Origin of the sequence: Neobacillus drentensis NBRC 102427 (assembly GCF_001591445.1) — a bacterium.
GTDB classification, from domain to species: Bacteria; Bacillota; Bacilli; order Bacillales; family Cytobacillaceae; genus Neobacillus; species Neobacillus drentensis.
This window is the reverse complement of the sequence record NZ_BCUX01000028.1, coordinates 38,933-58,788: the sequence shown is the minus strand read 5'-3', so window position 1 is coordinate 58,788 and position 19,856 is coordinate 38,933. Positions and strand designations below refer to the sequence as shown.

Sequence of the window (19,856 nt, the reverse complement as noted above, 5' to 3'; positions counted from 1 at the left end):
TTTTAAAATCGATGATGAAGCCACAATCTATGATCTTATTGAAAAGTATCGGTCACGTAGAACCTCAATACGTGACCTGAGTTATTAAATTCCTTTGGTTACAGTCACATAGGAACATGATCTATAAATAAGTTTTTTCATTAGATAGGGATAAGGATGATTTTATAAGTGAGTATAACAAAATTGGAAACTATGATTTCTTTTTCCTACTCCTCCGCTTTTTGTTTTTCTTCAGCTTTCATTTGTTTATAATATGAACGCAGAAATTTGACAGTCCTATTCATTTTAAGCGCATGTGATCCTTTGACGAGAACGGTGGACCCCGGTAAAAGAGTGTTTAGAAGTGTTGTATTTAAATCCTCAATATTACTGAAATGGAATACTTTATCCTCAGGAAATCCGGACTCAATTGCCCCATGAGCAATGGACTGGGCATAGTCGCCAAAGGTATAAAGGAGATCAACCTTTTTTTTCGCTATATATATCCCGACTTCCTTATGACCATCTACGGTGTATTTCCCCAATTCCAGCATGTCTGCGAGGACAGCTATATTGTATTGCTTTCCGAGATTCTCCAGCACATCAAGGGCTGCTTTCACCGCTTGAGGGTTGGCGCTAAATGTATCATCAATGATTTGAATATTATCCCAAATAGGATATAAACTTAACCTCCTATTCTTTTTAAGTATCCTTCTTGAATTGTTAAATCCTTGCTGCATTTCTTCAGGAGAAAAACCCAACGGATGGGTTACAGCGATTGCGTATAAAGCATTGTAAATGTTATGAATACCGTAAACAGGTATCGTAAAACCGTACATCTTACCCTTAATTTTAACCTGAAAGGTCATTCCAGTATCAGTGTAATGAATATGGCGGGCCCGATAATTGGCTTTTTTTTCGATCCCGACTGTTCTAATCGTACCTTTAAATGAATCCGTAAGCAGTAACTTTGAATTAGCATCATCAGCGTTTATATATAAGCTCCCGAGAGGGTCCATTCCTTCAATAATTTCTGATTTAGCTTTAGCCAATTCAATGATATTACTTTTAAAATTCCCAACATGCGCAGACCCAATATTTGTAATTACAGAAATATTGGGCTGAATAATACTACAGTGTTTTTTGATCTCTCCTGGATACTGCAATCCGTATTCTAACACAATCGCTTCATGGTCAGGCGTAATAGCATTAGCATAATGCTTCGTAAAGATGGAAAGGTTTAGATTCTGTATGCTTTTAAAAATTTCCATCCGTGTTTTTAAAATACTGGCAATCAGCTCTTTGGTAGTGGTTTTACCTGCGCTTCCTGTAATAGCTATAATTGGCCGGTTCTTATTTGTTTCATCCATTATTATGCCCCCTTTCTTTTTGGATTGGATTCCTAGCTATTAACCAGAAATGCTTGTACCATTTTATGCAGGGGAAATATATTGGTGACGGATTAACAGAACTTAATAGTTCTTTCGAATTGGCGCAGATTAAGGGAAAAGGAATGATTGCTGTTATGAATATGAATGAAGTGCATAACTGGGTGTCCAAGGTAGGACTTGCTCGTCATCCAGAAGGAGGGTACTACAAAAGTACGTTTGAGTCCGATGAACAAATCACTGACAAGGAACTATCCGTGAACTTTGAGGGCCAGCGCAGGCTTTTTAATAGCATTTTCTTTCTATTAACTTCAGAGTATGTTTCCCATTTTCACCTGCTCAAATATGAAATTAGCTTACAAGCAACTTCCAGACTAAGTTCTATCAATGGAAGAATCGAAAATTAGTGATGCATTGGAATGCTATCTTTGAATGTGAACAAAAGGAAGAGTATCAAAAAGTTTGTAATGGATTGTACGGTTGTTAGAGGATCTCAAAAATCGTCCACCGATTGAACAATTGTAAGTGCTTACGATTGTTCGTTTTGTGGACGATTGTTCGTTTAGTTATTGTAAAAATTGACGCCCTTTGACCAGTACGTCACATAATAAAAGAATCCATATTCATTTGTTTGCGCAGTTAGTCCGGCACCATATTTCTATTCAAATAGTTCTTTCGTGATTTGAATAAATAATTGGACGACACGAGAAGCATCCTTTATGGAAGGTAAGCCTAAGGCAATATGTCTGTGAAGGTTTGTTTCTAATGGCCGGATGTTTGATTTCGGAAAAGAAAGATTTTTCAATGAGAGCTCAGGCAGGATAAGCACCCCTAATCCTTCTTTAATCATAGCTAATGATGTATTTAGATTAGATGTATTATATTTCTCATTTACCGTCATTTTTTGTTTCCTCATGTGGTCGATAATAGGTGCCTCATATCCGGCAGTTGAAATAACAAAAGGTTCGTTTTCCAAATCCGAAAGACAAACAGATGGATTCTTTAGCAAGGGATGACGATCAGGCAGCATCACAAGATAGCGATCCTTTACAAGAGGTATCGTATCTAAATGATCGCACGGTAGAACGACAAAGCCAATATCAATTTCCCGAGATGTTAACCATTCCTTGATTTCCTCTTGTGACCCCTCCTTAAAAGTCAGCGACACATTTGGTCGTTTTTGTTGAAAGGTACGAATAATCTTTGGTAAAAAATGAGCAGTTACACTTGGGAAAGTGGCAATCCGAATGGTTCCGGTGATGTATCCTTTTTCCAGAGAGACCTCCTGTTCAATTTTTTCAAGACTATTCAGGATATTCCTTATTTGGTATAGGACTCGTTTCCCTATGTCCGTTACAATTAAATCTTTCCCCCGCTCCCGTACTAATAATGTAACGGCTAGCTCTGATTCTAAAGTAGCAATCGCATGGCTGACAGCTGGCTGCGACATATGCAAGGATTGTGCAGCTTTTGTAAAACTTCCTTCATCAATGACCTTTACAAATATTTCAAATTGATTAATCGTTGGCATAACTAATTACTTATCCCCTTTATAAATAACATTCATTTTATTTATCAATAGCGGTATTGTAACATAAAACCTATGTTCATCTTAAATAAATTGAAAAAAGGGGTTTAAATAATGAAAGAAAAGTTATGGACAAAAGATTATATCGGTATTTTAGTAACAAATTTCTTTCTCATGTTAACATTTTATTTATTAATGGTAACTATTTCCGTATTTGCTGTTAATAAATTTGGTGCAACTGAAAGTCAAGCAGGATTGGCTTCCAGTATATTTGTGATTGGAGCGCTTGTGGGGAGAATCATTGGCGGTAAATATCTTGATCGATTGGGGAGAAAAAAACTTCTCATAACAGGGATTATCATTATGGTGATTTCAGCTATTTTCTATTTTGGAGTAGATAGTTTTGGAATGCTCATCGCGAACCGGTTGTTCCATGGCTTTGCATTTGGACTTGCTGGTACTGTTTTAGGAACAGTTGTAGCGCAAGTAATTCCAAAAGGCAGAGGTGGAGAGGGAATAGGATACTTTGCTTTAAGTATGACATTGGCAACGGCCATTGGACCTTTTATTGGTATATTTATACAACAACGTTTTCAATTTAACATGATATTTGCTTTTTGTTTAATCTGTATTGTGATCAGTTTAGTTTTATCATTTATAATAAAAGTGAAAGAAATTACCTTAACAGAAGAGCAAAAGGCGGAATTAAAAGGGTTTAAAGTATCGAATTTTATTGAGAAAAAATCTGTGCCGATTACACTTGTTGCAACGGTTACTGCTTTCTGCTATTCCGGAATTTTATCATTTCTTTCGTTCTTTGCGATTGAGAATCAGATCACATCAGCTGCCAGTTTCTTCTTTGTCGTTTATGCGGCTGCGGTCCTCGTAACAAGACCCTATTCTGGTCGTATGTTTGATCGGAAGGGACCAAATTTCATCATGTATCCGGCGATTATTTCATTATTCATTGGCCTATTTGTTCTTAGTCAATCACATGTAAGTATTATTTTATTGATTGCTGGTGCACTAGTCGGTTTTGGATATGGAACTTATATGTCTAGCGCTCAGACTGTTGCCATCCAATCTGCACCTGCTCATCGTGTTGGATTAGCAACTTCGACATTTTTCATTCTGACGGATATCGGATTAGGAATGGGGCCTTTTATCCAAGGATTTTTTGTTCCTTCGATAGGATACGATGGATTATACATCGTTCTTGGTATAATCGTCGTCCTTTGTTTACCATTACACTATTTCTTGCATGGAAAAAAGGTTGCATCGTCAAAATTAACTGTTTCGTCCGTAGAAGTAAATTCTTCTACAAAATAATAAAAACTATCTTTTTTGTAAAATGGAGAGGATCTTATGTTCAATCGAATTCTTGTGGCAATTGATGGTTCTAAAATGAGTGAAAAAGCATTAAAGTCGGCATTCAATTTTGCTAAGGAAAGATATTCTAAAATTGGCTTGATCCATGTAGATAAAAATATCAATATTAGTAATGGGATGCCGATTGCAACGATTGATAAGGTCTATTCGGAACAGAGAAATAAAAGCATGGATTTATTAGATCGCGCGGTTTCTTTTGCAGAACAAGAAGGGATCGAAATAGAAACACATTATGTGATGGGAGAACCGGCCATTCAAATTGTCAAAAAGGCAGAGGAAGGCAATTATCAGCTCATCATCATGGGGAGCAGGGGGTTAGGAAATATTAAAGGGTTAATGCTTGGAAGTGTTAGTCAGAAAGTTTCCCAGCTATCGCATTGTCCTGTATTGATCATCAAGTAATAGAAAAAACATCCTGCGCTTGATTTGATAATTATGGCACGATCATCATGATTGTAGAGATTTTAGGGATAATAAAAGGTAACAATGCGTATCAGAAATGAGGGAAATTAAAATTATGATGGACATTGAAAATGATTGGTTGAAGGTTGAAATCAGTAACAAAGGCGCAGAAGTACGTAAAGTAATGCATAAGAAAAATGGATTAGATTATATGTGGACTGGGGACAAGACCTACTGGGGTCGCGTTTCTCCGGTCTTATTTCCGATTGTTGGGCGTTTAAAGGAAGACCGATATCAACTCGACGGCAAGACCTACGAGATGTCGCAACATGGCTTTTTGCGTGACGTTGTATTTGAGGTAGAAGAGCAGACAACATCAGACATTTCGTTTAGTTACGAGTCTAGCGGACGCTTCCTTCATGTTTATCCTTATGATTTTAAAGTGATTATTCGTTATAGCCTCAATGAGGACTCAATCGTTGTTCAATGGGAAGTCGTAAATTCAAACAAAGAAGAGATGTATTTTTCAATTGGTGCCCATCCTGCATTTAGGCTACCGCTAGTAGAAAACGAAACCATTGAGGATTACAGTTTACACTTTATTCCTGCAGCAAATAAGACTTTGATGCAATATGAGCTTAAGAATTCTCTTATTCATGAAAAAGGGATGGCTAATGAACTATCAACGATTCAACTCACTAGCTCTCTATTTGCTCAAGATGCTATTGTTTATAGCAATATTGATCAAATTACACTGGCATCAAATAAGTCTAATCATGGTGTAGAAGTAATCTTCGAAGACTTTCCGTTTGTTGGAATTTGGTCGAAATATATGGACACAAATGGCAAGATGGCTCCGTTTGTTTGCATTGAACCATGGTACGGAATTGCTGATACATATCATACAACAGGAAATTTGAAGGGGAAATTTGGAATCAATATCCTGAAACCAAGAGAATCATTCCAGGCTGAGTACAAAATGAAGTTTAAATGAATTTAAACCATAATTTGGCTCTACATGAACATGAACATCATATACGCCATAATCTTTCATTATGACTTTTAAAAATTACAATACTAGTTGCTGCTGGTGAAACCTGAGTTGTCTTATTTAAAGCCAATAATCCTGGTATATGGCCTTTTCATTGTCATATTGCGCGATTGAATAATCTATCACCTTGTCAATATGTGCATTTATAGTGTAAAAAACGTAATGATTGATAATAGTATAGACGTTATTAACATAGCGATAAATGGACGTAGTGCTTTTGAACACAATTCTTGCAGGTTTACATTTAACCCTAGCCCGACCATAGCCATTGTTAACAGTAAGGTCGTTAAATTGGATGTATCATTCAAGATAGTTGGTGGAACATTAATTAATTTTCCCAGAACATAACTTCCGATTAGGCTCATAATCAAAAATCCAATTAAAAACCAAGGAAACTCAATTTTCATATCGGATTGGATTCTCCCTGTACGTTTCATCCAATACATAAGGATAAAACTTAGGGGAACGAGAAGGAAAACTCGCCCTAATTTTGCTAAAAGTGCAATTGCTAAAGCCTCCTGTCCTGCCGGTGCCGCGGCTAAAGCAACGTGGGCAATTTCATGCAAGCTTATTCCAGTCCATATACCATAATGGTTTTTCGTTAAATGCAAAAATGGTTTTAAAAGAATATAGCCCATTGAAAATAATGTACCAACAAGGGCGATGATTCCTGCTCCTATTGCGGTATCCTCTTCTTTTACCTTCAGTATTGGTGAAACTGCGGCAATAGCTGCTGCACCGCATACTCCCGTACCGATTCCCAGTAGTAGGGACAAAGAAAAATCAGCTTTAATTTTTTGGGCTAGCCATATCGTTAAAAAGATGGAAAAGATAATGGTTCCAATATCACGAACAAGTAATCCCATTCCTTGGTGGAAGACGACATCAATATTTAATTTTAAACCGTATAAGATAATTGCATATCGTAATAGTTTTTTAGCTGAAAATTGGATACCCGAACGGATTTTTTCCGGATAACCAAAAATTTGACGATATATCACAGCAATAATGATTGCACTAGCTAATGGTCCTACGTGATTAATTCCCGGAACTTTCGCTAAACCAAATCCTAGGATAGCAATGATAAAAGTAAAGAAAATACCAGCAAACCATAATGGAGCAGAAGATAGAAATGCGTGTTTGAATTTTATTTGACGAGTTTCTATTTTACTTTCGATTGGTTTAACCATTTCATTTTGCATTTTGCTTCACTCCCTTTATTTTTACAAGATTATCATACGTTTGTTTTTATCATAAGAAAAATAAATTATAATGATAATAATGATAAGTAAACACATATAATTAAAACGCAGTTGCAGTTAAAAAAAAGGAAGTGAAATAATGGATCAGCAGCTACTCGTTTTTGTCACTGTTGCTGATAAGCAAAATTTTTCCAGAGCGGCAGAAGCCTTACACATGACTCAGCCAGCCGTAAGCCAATATATTCAACTACTTGAACGTACTGTTGGGACAAAACTCTTAAATCGGAGCAATAAGTATGTCCGCTTAAATAAAGCTGGGGAAATTGTTTATCATCATGCAAAAGAGATTCTAGGGCTATACACGAAAATGCAAAATTTGGTAGATGATCTAACGAATACAGCAACCGGAGGTCTATCAATTGGGGCAAGTTATACTTTTGGCGAGTATGTTCTACCACACATCATTGCAAGGCTACGAGAACAATACCCCTTAATTAAACCAACCATAACAATTGGCAATACGCATGAGATTGAAGAACTGGTGAATAGCAACCAAATTGATTTAGGAATTGTGGAAGGGGAAATAAAAAGTAAAAAGCTTAATATTGAGGCTATTGCGGAGGATTTCATGTATATCATTGTCTCTGCAAAACATCCTTCAGTAAAGCAGAAGGATTTGACACTAACAGCTTTACAAGAAGAGACATGGATTGTAAGGGAACAGGGGTCAGGTACAAGGGAAGCAACGGAGGGAATGTTTGAGAAATTTCAATTCAATCCCAAGGATATAATGGAGTTCGGGAGTACACAGATTATTAAGGAATCAGTTGAAGCGGGACTGGGTGTATCACTTCTATCACACTGGGTTATTCACAAAGAATTGAAACTTCAAAAGCTGCATACCTTAAAGATCAAGGGATTTCCTATTTTTCGTAAGTTCTTACTTGTTACTCCATCCACAAAATTTCAAACAAAAGCATCAGAAATCTTTATTAATCTTTTAAGAGATCAAGAAGGATACGATATAATTTAATAAAAATACCTTATATATTTTGAAGATACAAACAAAGGTACTGAGGAACTCATCTCTGTACTTTTTATATTTTGAGAGAATATAATCTACACTATAGCATCATTTATGGACGGTAAGCCTAAGGCAATATGTCTGTGAAGGTTTGTTTCTCACTGTTATCTTTAAATCAAGTAATATTTAAAAACGTTAAACACTCACAAATGTTGATATATCAATATTTGTGAGTGTTTTATTTTACGGGGAACAGTTGCTTGTTTAATTCTTCAAAGAATATCATATAGACGATTCTATGGAATTTAAAGTATGATGAAAGAATGAGAAAATTTTTACTAGTTTATTTAATGAAGGAATCTACCATTATGATCCATTGGATAAAGCAAATGAGGAGGATTTATGAAATTTCGAACGAAGCTCTATACGAGCATAGGATCATTACTTTTGTTCATTACGATTATCGTTATGATATTAATGAACATGCTGGAACAATCGACAGTAAAAATGAACGTTATAATTAATGATTTAAATGAGAGAATCGAAATTGCTTCCACGATGAAAGAAGAGACTTCAACCATAACAAAAGAATTAAATATCATGTTGAAAGAACGTGGAAAGGCAATCCATTCAGACTCGTTGAATGCATGGGAAAATTCAAATTCAAATTTACAAATGGCGATGGAATCACTGGAGAAAAAGGACACCCAAGAAAAATCTCAGGAACTCATTAGTAAATTAAAACTCTTACATGAATCATACCGAAATATGGGTGAGCAAGCGGTGACGGAGAGGAAAATCAATCCTAACGCTGAACTTACGGCAACCTTTTGGACTGAATCTGAAACTTTAAGTCAAAGAATGTTTCAAATGACAGAACTGCTTCATGGCTTACAAGAACAAGCGATGAAGAATGAACTGTTACGTTCAAAGGATACTTATAATTGGGCAGTTGAAAATATTTATATTTACCTTGTAATCGGCTTAATCCTTGGTATAGGTTTTGCCATATGGATTATAAAAAGCACCAGCAACAACCTTAACAAAGTAACAGAAGTGATGAAACAGGCAACGGCCAGTGATTTTGATACATTGCCGCGTATTGAGATTACCACAAAAGGGGAACTAAGTGAAATCGCTGTGGCCTTTAATAAAATGGCTAATGCACTTGAGAAACATAGCAGTATCGAGAAACAATTAAAAGAAGAAGCAGAAGAGCTGAGCTGGCTGAATACAAAAATTGCTGAAATTGCCACCTTGTATCCAATAGTGGAAAATGTGGAAATGCTGGCCAGTATGCTAATCACAAAGCTAGTACCTATGGTAGGAGCGAGCCACGGCGTCTTTTATTTAAAGGAAGTGGAAAAAAGTGACCACTATTTAACAAGAATGTCTTCCTTTGCCTCAAATGATTTCGAGCAGGAACGAAAGCAATTTCGTTTAGGGGAGGGATTAATTGGGCAATGTGCACTTTTAAAGCGTCCCATCCATTTAAACCAAATTCCCGACGATTATCTAAAAATCAGTTCAGGTCTGGGAGAAGCTTCTCCTAAGGCGATTATGATTTTACCAGTATTATTTGAAGACCAAGTTGTGGCGGTGATTGAAATTGCCTCTTTTGAGACGTTAACCCCATTACAAATAAAGCTGCTTGAAGAAGTGAATAACAATTTAGGGATTAAGATCAATAGTATTATCAACCACATGAAGGTAGAAAAGCTATTGCAAGAATCACAAGCCCTGACAGAAGAACTGCAAGCGCAATCAGAGGAACTCCAAATGCAGCAGGAGGAGTTAAGGACGACAAATGAAAAACTAGAGGAACAGTATGAAGCTTCTAAACAGAGGAACTTTGAAATACAGGAGGTCAGTGCAGCGCTTGAAGAAAAAGCACAGCAGCTCGAGATTAGTTCTCGATATAAATCTGAGTTTCTAGCAAATATGTCCCATGAACTAAGAACGCCTTTGAATAGTTTGCTCATTCTGGCACAAATCCTCTCTGAAAATGGAGAAGGGAATCTGACCGCTAAGCAACAGGAATACATGAAAACCATTTACACGTCCGGTAATGATTTATTGAACTTAATTAATGACATATTAGATTTGGCAAAAGTAGAGTCTGGAAAACTAGATGTGATTTCAACAGAAGTCAACCTAAATGAGGTAAGTGATTTTATTTATCATCAATTCTCACCGATCGCCAATCAGAAGAATGTTCATTTTACAATCGAAAAGGAAAGCCAATTGCCAACGACTTTCATAACCGATGAACAACGATTACAGCAAATTTTAAAAAATCTCCTTTCCAATGCGTTTAAATTCACGGAAAGTGGCAGGGTCTCCTTACAAATTCGCCAAGTCATGAAAAACATGGGGGAAGAACATCAGGTCGAACGGATGCTTGCTTTTTCCGTCATTGATACCGGTATTGGCATTGAAAATGAAAAACAAGAGACGATTTTTGATGCTTTCAGGCAAGCAGATGGTACGACTAGCCGGAAATATGGCGGTACGGGATTAGGTCTATCGATTTGTCGGGAAATTGCTCATTTATTGGGCGGGTTTATTGAAGTTTCAAGTGAAATCGGAAAGGGTAGTACATTTACATTATATTTGCCATTCGGTCAAATCAAAAACAAAATAGGACAACGATCTACGGCTCGAACGGAAGCAGCGGTCAGTTTGGAAGCGAACTATTTGGTAGATACGAATGATCAAGTTTTCAAGGAAGAGCCAATGCTCAAACATGGGAAATCGATCCTGAAAAATAAGAAAGTTCTTATCGTTGATGATGATATCCGAAATGTATATGCGTTAACGATTGCGCTTGAAAATCATGATATGGACATCCTAGTGGCAGAAAACGGAAGGGAAGCCTTGGAAGTTTTAAAGGACCATCCGAATACCGACCTGATTTTAATGGATATTATGATGCCGGAGATGGATGGGTTTGAGGCAATCCAACATATTCGTAAGATAAGAATCTTTGAAACTATACCAATCATTGCCCTAACAGCAAAGGCGATGAAACACAGCAAAGAAGAATGCCTGGAGGCAGGAGCATCCGATTATATTAGCAAGCCGATTAACTTAGAACAGCTATTCTCATTGATGCAAGTTTGGCTGTTTACGAAGGAGGGCTAGAAAATCGCACAGGTAAAATCGCATGAATCTTGTAATCTAGTACAGGATGAAGAAATCGAGAGGATTGAAATCGATTTATTACTTGAGGCTATGTTTCGATATTATGGCTATGATTTTAGAAACTATGCCTCTCCTTTCATCCAAAGAAGGATTAACCATCGCATTCAGATTGAGAGACTATCAAGTATATCGGCCCTGCAGGAAAAAATCCTTCGTGACCCTGGTGTGATGGCGAGTGTCCTTTCTGACTTTTCCATCAATGTTACCGAGATGTTCCGGGATCCACCTTTTTTTAAGAGTATTCGGACAAAAGTGATCCCTTTACTAAAAGATAACCCTTCGATTAAGATTTGGCATGTTGGATGTTCTTCAGGTGAGGAAGTGTATTCAATGGCAATCCTCCTTCATGAAGAAGGGCTTTATGATAAAACAAGAATTTATGCCACCGATATTAATAAGAATATTCTTGAAAAAGCAAAACAAGGTACCTTTCCGTTAGCTGGGATGAAGCTCTATACCAAAAACTATATGGAAGCAGGAGGAAAACAGGCCTTTTCTGAATATTATAAAGCCATGGACGATAAGGTTTGTTTCCACCCATTTCTTCAGAAAAATATAGTTTTTGCCCAGCATAATGTGGTCTCAGACCATTCTTTTAACGAGTTTGATATGATTATCTGCCGAAATGTTCTCATCTATTTTAATAAGATCCTTCAAAATGATGTTCATCAATTAATATACGAAAGCCTAAGCACCTCAGGTTTTCTTGGCTTAGGAAAAAGAGAGGGGGTTAAATTTACACGTTATGAAGACTGTTACGGAGAATTTGATGGGACCGAAAGAATCTATCGAAAAGTTAAATAATAAACTTCCTCAAAAGGTGAATATTTTAATGGTGGATGATCATCCAGAAAACCTGCTGGCATTAGCAGCTGTACTCACTTCACCAAGCTATAATCTAATTAGTGCCCATTCAGGAAAAGAAGCGTTAAAATGCATGCTTCAACATGATTTTGCAGTAATATTACTAGACGTTCAAATGCCTGGACTAAATGGCTTTGATACGGCCAAGCTTATAAAGGCAAGAGAAAAAACAAAAAACATCCCGATTATTTTTATCACAGCGATTAATCAAGAAATGGAACATGTTCATCAAGGATACTCCGTAGGTGCGATCGATTATATTTTTAAACCCTTTCATCCGGAAACATTGAAAAAGAAGATTGAACAGTTTGTAAAAATCCATCAAAATCATCAAGAAAATATCATTCAGACGGATCTAGGACGTTTGCTTGAGCTGAATAAAGTCAACAAAGAGCTGGATAGAACCACCCTAAATTTACGTCGGACCGAGGCATTATCAAAAGCCATAAGTGAAACGATAACCGATACCATTGTGACGTTTGATAATCAAGGTTCGATTCTTTCTGTGAATCCTGCCGCAAAGTGCATGTTTGGGTACCAGGAAAAGGAATTAGTCGAAAAGCATGTTCTGAAGCTTTTTCCTAAATGGGAGGATGAAGTGTTAAGTGATTCTTCCTCATTCCTTTCAACCATTAGACAATCGGTAGGAAAGATTATTGAAGTAGTTGCTTGTCATAAGAATAAAAGCTGCTTCTATGCGGATCTGTTAATTGCATCAACCATCATTGAGGAGGAACAGATTTTTGTTTGTACCATACGTGATGTAACACAAAGAAAGCAAATGGAAGAAGTGAAAAAACAGAGATTTCATGATTTGGAACATATCGTCGAAAAGCGGACGATCGAGTTGATCAAGTCAAACGAGAAACTGCAAACAGAAATTGAAGAACGAAAAAAAATTGCCGACCATCTGTTCCACACCCAAGAGAGGTTTCGAAAAATCTTTGACTCCAGCCCTTGCTTAATGGCGATTTTATCTCAGAAGGATCTATCTTTTATTGAAGTCAATGCTAGCTGGACAAAATATATAGGTTTTAGCTGTGATGAATTGATCCATCAAAAAATAGATAGTAAGAATTTTATTGATGAAGTAACGGAGACGTTTATTGATCTAAATCAAACGATAAGAAACAAGAAAATCAAATATGGGACGAAAAACGAGGAAATTCGATCAGGTTTATTATCTACTGAGTTGATTGATATCCATTCCGAACCATGTATGCTGGTTGTATTAACCGATATTACTGACAGGGTACACCTAGAGAATGAAATGTATCGACTGGACCGCTTAAATTTAATCGGCGAGATGGCAGCGGGTATTGCCCATGAGATCAGAAACCCGATGACAACCGTTCAAGGATTTTTACAACTATCAAGGAATAATGTCGATAATTTATCTCCAGATATCATCGATTTAATGCTGGAGGAATTGAACAGGGCCAACTCTATTATCACCGAATTTTTGAATCTAGCTAAAAATAAAATTAGTGTCAAAAAGCAGCAAAACTTGAACGCCATTATTGAAGCTTTATCTCCTTTGATTCAAGCGGAAGCATTTCGTTCAAATAAACAACTTAAGCTTGAATTAGGAGAATGTCCTGACATCTCCCTGGACGAAAAAGAAATTCGCCAATTCATCTTGAATATGGCCTTAAATGGGCTGGATGCGATGACTTCTAATGGAAATTTGACGATTAAAACCTATAAGGACAAGGAGACAGTGGTTCTCCAAATAAAAGATGAAGGCCAGGGAATCAGCCCAGAAATATTATCAAAAATAGGGACACCTTTCTTTACCACAAAGGAAACAGGAACAGGTTTGGGGTTAGCCATTTGTTACAGTGTAGCCAAACGGCATGATGCTCAAATTGACATTGAAACGGGTGAGAAAGGGACGACCTTCTCTGCTCGATTTCAGCTCATTCCCAGCTTAATCAACGCGTAGGTTTATTCTTCAACACAGAGGGAGGGGGAAGGATTTCGTGTGGAAGAAAAGGAAAATTAATTTGGTTATTGGTGCAGTCATATCTGTCGTTGTTCTAGGTTTTATTTCCGTAACCTTTGCTGTAAAAAAGCCGACTGTGGTCGTTGTGTTAAAAAAAGGAGACTCCCAATATTGGGAAATCATGAAAGCTGGAATGGAAAAAGGGTTTAAAGACTTTGGCATCGATGGAAAGGTGATTGTTCCTAATGATTCAACCACGAAAAAACAGTCACAATTATTAATAAAGACGTACAAAGAAAAGCCAGATGTGATCATTACGGCACCGATCAATTCATCTGTAAGCCCAACATTAGAAACGTTTACGGATGTTCCGATTTTACTGGTAGATACCGATCTTCCAATTAAGAACAAAACAGCGTATATCGGAACCAATAATCTCGATTTAGGTAAAAAAGCAGGAGCCTTTTTAGCCTCGCAGCTACAACCAGGTAATAAGATTGCTATTCTCGGAGGAGATTTGACTTTCCCCGTTTTTAGGGAGCGGATTAGTGGTGCTACCATTTCTTTAAAAAATGCAGGAATCAAAATCGCCTTTATTAAAACAGGTCTACCGGATGATCCCCAAACGATTCAACATGAGATAATTAAGCTTATGCATGACCAGCCTGATATTAAGGGTATCGTGACCACACATGACACGATCGCGATAGCGGTAATTAAGGAGTTAGAGGAACAAGGACTCTTGATCCCTGTGATTGGGCCAGATGGTCTTACCGATATGGTTGAGTTCATTGCAAATGAAACCCTTCCTGGTACCATGGCTCAAAATCCTTATGATATGGGATATTTAAGCGTTGAAACCGCCATGAAAGTGGCAAAGGGACAAAATGTCGATAAATTCGTGGACAGTGGTGTAGATATTATCATCAAAGAGAATGCCCATGATAGATTAGATTTTTATAAGAAAATAGTGGAGTAAGTACCTATTGGAATTTACTAAAAAATTTTCTTAATAAGAGAATGAAAAAGCCAATGATTGTGTTAGAATCATTGGCTTTTCGCGTCGTCGATCCTATGTAAGTGCTTTTTCAGTATGTAAACTATTTTTTGAATTAAGTTGGGAAACCAAGTATAAACCAAATCGAATTACGCTCATTTTTCAATCAAGCAACACAAAGAAAATGGCATGAAGAAAATAACATTGCAACGAAATCCTGGAGTCAATAATGTTTTAATACAACTAGAAACATATAATCTAGACTTTGAATAGATGGAAATAACTAGGGAAGTTGGATCATTTATTTAAGGGTAAAACACGAGTCTTTATTAGTTGATTTTATACAGTCAAGGAAACAAGGAAACAAGGAAACATTTGTTCTCTTTTGGGTAAAAATGATATAATTAAAGTGCAATAGAATAAGATTTCTCAAGGGTGGTCAGCACATTCCCAGCAGAAAGGGGGTGATGCTGAATGACAGTATTTGAAGCTATAATGATTTCGATTGCATTTGCAAGCCTAGTCGTAGCAATTCTGTCATTTAACCATAAAAAATAATCCACCCTTGAGTTTAGCGACCGGGGTGGATTACTCATTCAATGCTAATCCCCTTGATGGGAATCTGCTATTGCATTGACCGAACATGTCCCAACATGTTTGGTCTTTTTTATTCTATGCCATATTAATATAATTATAACCTATAAACTAAAAAAAGAAAATGATGAACAAAAGCTCCGTGTTCGTGTTTTGGAGTCAGTCCCCAATGCTGTATTGCTTGACAAAACTGGGGATCAGAATCATTAGTATGAAAAAAGCATCGCTCAATTTATAACGTGACCCTTTATTATGCTAGAGGGCAGACCCCCATTGAGCTAAGCGATATAGAAAAAAGTGCCAGGCACCTTCCAAACTTTTGGTAGTACCTGGTACTTTTTTCCATTATCCATGGTAAACAAAAGGAAATGGGAAGAACCGCATATACTCTTTTCTTGCTTGTGGTGAATATATTCTGCACAAATTCTTTTCAAAACCTCTACTTTTATTTTGCAATAAACAAATGCCGGAGATAGACAAATAATCTAACCTGCGACACAGAAGTTTTTAAAATATGTAAGGGTGGCATTCGGAAAATATTGAATAGGGCAAAAAAATTTTACGAGGGGCAGTTCTTAATTTGATTTTAGTCAACTATAAATATATTAAAACGAACAATCGTTCAGAGAGGAACGAATATGACTAAAGAACTTTTCGATTCAAATACCAAAGGCAAAATTGTAGATACGGCGATTGACCTATTCTATAAGAATGGTTACCATGCAACCGGGATGAGGGAAATTGCAAAACATCTAGGAATTACGGTCTCTAATCTTTATAACTATTTTACAGGCAAATCAGAATTACTATTTTTTATAATGGAGCACGTAATGCGGAAACTTATCGATGGGGTACAAATGGAAATTGAGTCTCGCGAAGATCCTTTGGCGCAATTAAGGTCAGCTATTCACTTCCACATCTTTTTTCATGGTAATCATCAAAAAGCAGCATGGGTAACTGATAATGAATTACGAGGACTCGAGGGTGAAATGTTTCAACATATTTTGGGATTACGTGATCAATACGAATCGATATATGTAAAAATTTTAGAAAATGCAATAAGTAATGACCAGATTGAACCATTAAACACAAAATTAATTGCATATGCCATACTTAATATGTGTACGGGAGTGACGTATTGGTATCGAGCTGATAGGCCTTTAACACTTCAGAATATAACGGATAAATATTTTTTACTTTTAATAAACGGGCTAGGACTGAGAAATAAAGAGAATTGCTAAAAAGAAGATTTCTATGATTCAGGATTGAATGATTACGACCTGAATGGAGAGATGCAATTGGGGTGGACATTGTATTGGAACGAGGACCTTGAAACGATGCCAAGAGATAAATTTGAAACCTTAGAAGCAAAGTGCTTAAGGAGGTGTTTGGATGTTTTAAAAGTTTAATTTCATTCTATCTATGAATTCAAAGCAGGAGGGCAATTAACTTTGAACTAAAGGGCACAAGAAACATTCGGATTAAAAAGAAAGTAAGAAGATTAAAGTGTATACTTATATATCTGAATATTTAATTTATTTATATTAAGTTTCCTCTTTTGTGCTAATTGTGGTTACCTAATGCAACTTACAGTGGTTAGATGAAGAATGCAATTGAAAGGAAGAGTGAATAGGATGGATAAAGTAAAAATAGGACTAATTCAAGCAACTCACGATGTAGATGGTAGCGAAGATATTAAAAGTCATAAAGAGTGGGCAATTGCCAAGCATATAAAACTGATACGTGAGGCGCAAAAAGCTGGTGCAAAAATGATTTGCTTGCAAGAAATTTTCAATGGCCCTTATTTTTGTGCTGAACAAAATCAAAAATGGTATGATGCAGCCGAAGAAGTGCCAAATGGCCCGACTACAAAATTGTTTCAAGACTTGGCAAAGGAGCTTGAGGTAGTCATTGTGCTACCCGTTTATGAACGAGATGGGATATCGAATTATTATAACACAGCAGCAGTCATTGACGCGGATGGGTCATACTTAGGAAAATATCGAAAAACACATATTCCGCATGTGACATTGGATGATAAAGGGAAAGGTATGTTTGAAAAATACTATTTTAAGCCTGGTAATCTCGGATATCCAGTATTTAATACAGCGTTTGGTAAAGTAGGAGTCTATATTTGTTATGATCGCCATTTCCCTGAAGGGGCAAGAATACTAGGGTTAAAGGGAGCAGAAATTGTATTTAATCCATCCGCCACAATAACTGGATTATCCGATCATCTATGGAAACTTGAACAGCCGGCTCATGCAGTGGCAAATGGTTATTATATTGGGGCAATAAACCGTGTAGGAGTGGAAGGGCCTTGGAATATAGGCGAATTTTATGGTCAATCTTATTTGGCAGACCCAAGAGGTAATATTATTGCCATTGGGAGCCGTAATAACGATGAGATTGTTATTGGGGAAATGGATAGAAGAGTGATAAGAGAAGTGCGTAACATATGGCAATTCTACCGTGACCGACGGCCAGAATTGTATAGTGAGATTGAAAGTCTATTTCATAATTAATTAGATATCAGAGCTAATAGTTTAGTTCTTGGTATCTAAATTGGTTCTATGATTGCTAATTCGGTTTTAAGCTACTAGATTTGTTAAAATCTATTCACTTTTTTATTGAAGGGGAATGACAATGAAGAAAATTATAAAAAATGGAACAGTTGTAACAGCCGAAGATATTTATAGAGCCGATATTCTAATTGAAAACGGAAAGATTAAAACAATAGGTAATGAATTAAATGAAAACAATGCTGAAATAATTAATGCTAAAGGTTGTTATGTATTTCCAGGTGGAATCGACCCTCACACCCATTTGGATATGCCTTTCGCTGGTACGTTTACTAAGGATGATTTTGAAACTGGAACGATTGCCGCAGCTTATGGCGGCACGACGACCATCATCGATTTTTGTATCACCGAGAAAGGAAAATCTCTCAATAGTGCTATTCAAGAATGGCATCGAAAAGCAGATGAAAAGGCTGTTATTGATTTTGGTTTCCATCTAATGATTGGTGAAGTAAATGATGATGTCTTAAAGGAATTACCTACTGTAATAAATGAAGAGGGCATCTCATCGTTTAAAATATTTATGGCGTACAAAAATACATTACAAGCAGATGATGAAACGTTATTCCGTACACTAGTTGAAGCTAGAAAACACGGTGCGCTTGTTATGGTACACGCGGAAAATGGGGATGTCATCGATTATCTTGTTAACGAGGCAATAAAAGAGGGACGTACAGACCCAATCTATCATGCCTTAACTCGGCCTCCTGAAGTAGAAGGAGAAGCAACAGGTAGAGCCGCAAAACTTACCGCCATTGCTAATTCCCAATTATATGTAGTTCATGTTACTTGTAAGGAAGCGGTTGAAGAAATTGCCAAAGCACGGAATGGTGGCTTCAGAGTGTGGGGTGAAACTTGTCCTCAGTACTTAGTTCTTGATGAATCCTATCTGGAAAAACCGGACTTCGAAGGAGCAAAATATGTTTGGTCCCCACCATTGAGGAAAAAGCATCATCAAGAGTCTTTATGGAATGCATTAAAAAACGGCCAGTTACAAACCATCGGCTCAGATCATGCTCCTTTTGACTTTAAGGGACAAAAGGATCGGGGGATAGGCGATTTTACAAAAATCCCCAATGGTGGACCTTCAATTGAAGATCGGTTTAGTGTTTTATTTTCAGAAGGTGTTAAAAAAGGTCGGATTACTCTTAATGAATTTGTTAGCTTGGTATCTACAAATGCCGCAAAGCTTTTTGGAATGTTCCCGAATAAAGGAACGATTGCACCTGGAAGCGATGCAGACATTGTTATCTTTGACCCGAATTCTGAACGTATAATTTCCGCTAGCACTCATCATATGAATGTTGATTATAATTCACTTGAGGGGATGAAGCTGGTTGGTGAGCCTATTTCGGTTCTTTCACGTGGCGAATATGTTATCCGTGATAAACAGTTTGTAGGTAAACCCGGTAATGGTAGGTATATAAAACGGAGTCGCTTTCAAGTTTAAGTCTATGATCCACAAGCCATCACTACTATTTCAATTCAAACATCTCCTAAAACATTTTGCACTCTACACAGCCCCACTACAATAACACATCTACTATTGTCTAAAGAGCGATAAATTTAGTTCCCCTTGATTGAAAGCGGATTCAAAGAAACGAAAAGCGGTGCAAAGTGAATGGTGAAAAGTCCGACCCGTGTGAATAGTTCACTTTGCCGCTGTTTATACGAAAATCCCGTTTACTATTTTATGAAATAGGAGTGATT

General features: G+C 36.9%; 16 protein-coding genes and 2 pseudogenes. 14 read left to right on the top strand and 4 right to left on the bottom strand.

Features of this window, described 5'->3' with window-relative positions; translation table 11 throughout:
• Window positions 1-206 precede the first annotated feature (206 nt).
• Window positions 207-1,349 carry a UDP-N-acetylmuramoyl-tripeptide--D-alanyl-D-alanine ligase gene (locus tag BDR01S_RS15085; RefSeq protein ID WP_066254223.1) on the bottom strand — a complete coding sequence of 381 codons (1,143 nt, stop codon included), beginning with the start codon at window positions 1,347-1,349 and terminating at the stop codon, window positions 207-209.
• A gap of 53 nt (window positions 1,350-1,402) precedes the next feature.
• Between BDR01S_RS15085 and BDR01S_RS15080 the strand changes: the two genes are divergently transcribed.
• Complete coding sequence (locus tag BDR01S_RS15080; protein WP_235846579.1) at window positions 1,403-1,774, top strand: cupin domain-containing protein; 372 nt, start codon at window positions 1,403-1,405, stop codon at window positions 1,772-1,774.
• 251 nt (window positions 1,775-2,025) lie between these two features.
• On the opposite strand, the gene BDR01S_RS15075 is transcribed toward BDR01S_RS15080, so the two are convergent.
• Entirely contained in the window at window positions 2,026-2,898 is an 873-nt protein-coding gene (locus tag BDR01S_RS15075; RefSeq protein ID WP_066254227.1) for a LysR family transcriptional regulator, read from the bottom strand.
• Between the two features lie 111 nt (window positions 2,899-3,009).
• Here BDR01S_RS15075 and BDR01S_RS15070 point away from each other — a divergent pair, with 111 nt between their 5' ends.
• The 4 genes and pseudogenes from BDR01S_RS15070 to BDR01S_RS26685 all read left to right on the top strand — a co-directional run.
• Complete coding sequence (locus BDR01S_RS15070; protein ID WP_066254229.1) at window positions 3,010-4,224, top strand: MFS transporter; 1,215 nt, start codon at window positions 3,010-3,012, stop codon at window positions 4,222-4,224.
• Window positions 4,225-4,260: 36 nt separating this feature from the next.
• A complete protein-coding gene (locus tag BDR01S_RS15065; RefSeq protein WP_066254232.1) occupies window positions 4,261-4,686 on the top strand; it encodes a universal stress protein in 426 nt (141 codons plus the stop codon).
• A gap of 97 nt (window positions 4,687-4,783) precedes the next feature.
• On the top strand, window positions 4,784-5,680 hold the full coding sequence (locus BDR01S_RS15060; protein WP_235846578.1) for an aldose 1-epimerase family protein: 897 nt from the start codon (window positions 4,784-4,786) through the stop codon (window positions 5,678-5,680).
• 107 nt (window positions 5,681-5,787) lie between these two features.
• Window positions 5,788-5,886, top strand: a pseudogene (locus BDR01S_RS26685) (multicopper oxidase domain-containing protein); the annotation flags it as partial.
• Here BDR01S_RS26685 and BDR01S_RS15055 read toward each other — a convergent pair.
• Window positions 5,881-6,939 (bottom strand): YeiH family protein, encoded by a 1,059-nt coding sequence (locus tag BDR01S_RS15055; protein WP_235846577.1) that lies wholly within the window; start codon window positions 6,937-6,939, stop codon window positions 5,881-5,883. The pseudogene BDR01S_RS26685 and the gene BDR01S_RS15055 overlap by 6 nt on opposite strands.
• A 139-nt stretch (window positions 6,940-7,078) precedes the next feature.
• Between BDR01S_RS15055 and BDR01S_RS15050 the strand changes: the two genes are divergently transcribed.
• From BDR01S_RS15050 to BDR01S_RS26285, 6 genes and pseudogenes are all read left to right on the top strand, one after another.
• The gene (locus tag BDR01S_RS15050) at window positions 7,079-7,972 is read left to right on the top strand and encodes a LysR family transcriptional regulator (protein ID WP_066254237.1); all 894 of its coding nucleotides are present in this window, start codon (window positions 7,079-7,081) and stop codon (window positions 7,970-7,972) included.
• A gap of 393 nt (window positions 7,973-8,365) precedes the next feature.
• Window positions 8,366-11,107 (top strand): ATP-binding protein, encoded by a 2,742-nt coding sequence (locus BDR01S_RS15045; RefSeq protein ID WP_066254240.1) that lies wholly within the window; start codon window positions 8,366-8,368, stop codon window positions 11,105-11,107.
• Window positions 11,108-11,161: 54 nt separating this feature from the next.
• On the top strand, window positions 11,162-11,971 hold the full coding sequence (locus BDR01S_RS15040; protein ID WP_268874684.1) for a CheR family methyltransferase: 810 nt from the start codon (window positions 11,162-11,164) through the stop codon (window positions 11,969-11,971).
• Complete coding sequence (locus tag BDR01S_RS15035) at window positions 11,913-13,976, top strand: PAS domain S-box protein (protein ID WP_066363225.1); 2,064 nt, start codon at window positions 11,913-11,915, stop codon at window positions 13,974-13,976. The genes BDR01S_RS15040 and BDR01S_RS15035 overlap by 59 nt, the downstream gene beginning before the upstream one ends.
• A 37-nt stretch (window positions 13,977-14,013) precedes the next feature.
• Window positions 14,014-14,955 (top strand): sugar ABC transporter substrate-binding protein, encoded by a 942-nt coding sequence (locus BDR01S_RS15030; RefSeq protein WP_066254246.1) that lies wholly within the window; start codon window positions 14,014-14,016, stop codon window positions 14,953-14,955.
• 146 nt (window positions 14,956-15,101) lie between these two features.
• Window positions 15,102-15,197, top strand: a pseudogene (locus tag BDR01S_RS26285) (aldo/keto reductase); the annotation flags it as partial.
• Between the two features lie 180 nt (window positions 15,198-15,377).
• On the opposite strand, the gene BDR01S_RS26745 reads toward BDR01S_RS26285, so the two are convergent.
• Entirely contained in the window at window positions 15,378-15,569 is a 192-nt protein-coding gene (locus tag BDR01S_RS26745) for a hypothetical protein (protein ID WP_157406182.1), read from the bottom strand.
• A 636-nt stretch (window positions 15,570-16,205) separates the two neighbouring features.
• On the opposite strand from BDR01S_RS26745, the gene BDR01S_RS15025 reads away from it, so the two are divergent.
• The 3 genes from BDR01S_RS15025 (at window position 16,206) to hydA (ending at window position 19,596) form a co-directional block, all read left to right on the top strand.
• A complete protein-coding gene (locus BDR01S_RS15025; RefSeq protein WP_066254249.1) occupies window positions 16,206-16,808 on the top strand; it encodes a TetR/AcrR family transcriptional regulator in 603 nt (200 codons plus the stop codon).
• Between the two features lie 393 nt (window positions 16,809-17,201).
• Window positions 17,202-18,092: a nitrilase-related carbon-nitrogen hydrolase gene (locus tag BDR01S_RS15020; RefSeq protein WP_066254251.1), complete on the top strand. Its 891-nt coding sequence runs from the start codon at window positions 17,202-17,204 to the stop codon at window positions 18,090-18,092.
• A gap of 121 nt (window positions 18,093-18,213) precedes the next feature.
• Window positions 18,214-19,596 (top strand): dihydropyrimidinase, encoded by a 1,383-nt coding sequence (gene hydA / locus BDR01S_RS15015; RefSeq protein ID WP_066254253.1) that lies wholly within the window; start codon window positions 18,214-18,216, stop codon window positions 19,594-19,596.
• Window positions 19,597-19,856 lie beyond the last annotated feature (260 nt).

Bases quoted from the DNA above. Each gene is read 5' to 3' on its own strand.
- BDR01S_RS15025 (WP_066254249.1), top strand. From the start codon at position 16,206: ATGACTAAAGAACTTTTCGATTCAAATACCAAAGGCAAAATTGTAGAT.
- BDR01S_RS15050 (WP_066254237.1), top strand. From the start codon at position 7,079: ATGGATCAGCAGCTACTCGTTTTTGTCACTGTTGCTGATAAGCAAAAT.
- BDR01S_RS15060 (WP_235846578.1), top strand. From the start codon at position 4,784: ATGAGGGAAATTAAAATTATGATGGACATTGAAAATGATTGGTTGAAG.
- BDR01S_RS26745 (WP_157406182.1), bottom strand. From the start codon at position 15,569: ATGAGTAATCCACCCCGGTCGCTAAACTCAAGGGTGGATTATTTTTTA.
- BDR01S_RS15020 (WP_066254251.1), top strand. From the start codon at position 17,202: ATGGATAAAGTAAAAATAGGACTAATTCAAGCAACTCACGATGTAGAT.
- BDR01S_RS15045 (WP_066254240.1), top strand. From the start codon at position 8,366: ATGAAATTTCGAACGAAGCTCTATACGAGCATAGGATCATTACTTTTG.
- BDR01S_RS15075 (WP_066254227.1), bottom strand. From the start codon at position 2,898: ATGCCAACGATTAATCAATTTGAAATATTTGTAAAGGTCATTGATGAA.
- BDR01S_RS15065 (WP_066254232.1), top strand. From the start codon at position 4,261: ATGTTCAATCGAATTCTTGTGGCAATTGATGGTTCTAAAATGAGTGAA.
- BDR01S_RS15085 (WP_066254223.1), bottom strand. From the start codon at position 1,349: ATGGATGAAACAAATAAGAACCGGCCAATTATAGCTATTACAGGAAGC.
- BDR01S_RS15055 (WP_235846577.1), bottom strand. From the start codon at position 6,939: ATGCAAAATGAAATGGTTAAACCAATCGAAAGTAAAATAGAAACTCGT.
- BDR01S_RS15035 (WP_066363225.1), top strand. From the start codon at position 11,913: ATGAAGACTGTTACGGAGAATTTGATGGGACCGAAAGAATCTATCGAA.
- hydA (WP_066254253.1), top strand. From the start codon at position 18,214: ATGAAGAAAATTATAAAAAATGGAACAGTTGTAACAGCCGAAGATATT.
- BDR01S_RS15070 (WP_066254229.1), top strand. From the start codon at position 3,010: ATGAAAGAAAAGTTATGGACAAAAGATTATATCGGTATTTTAGTAACA.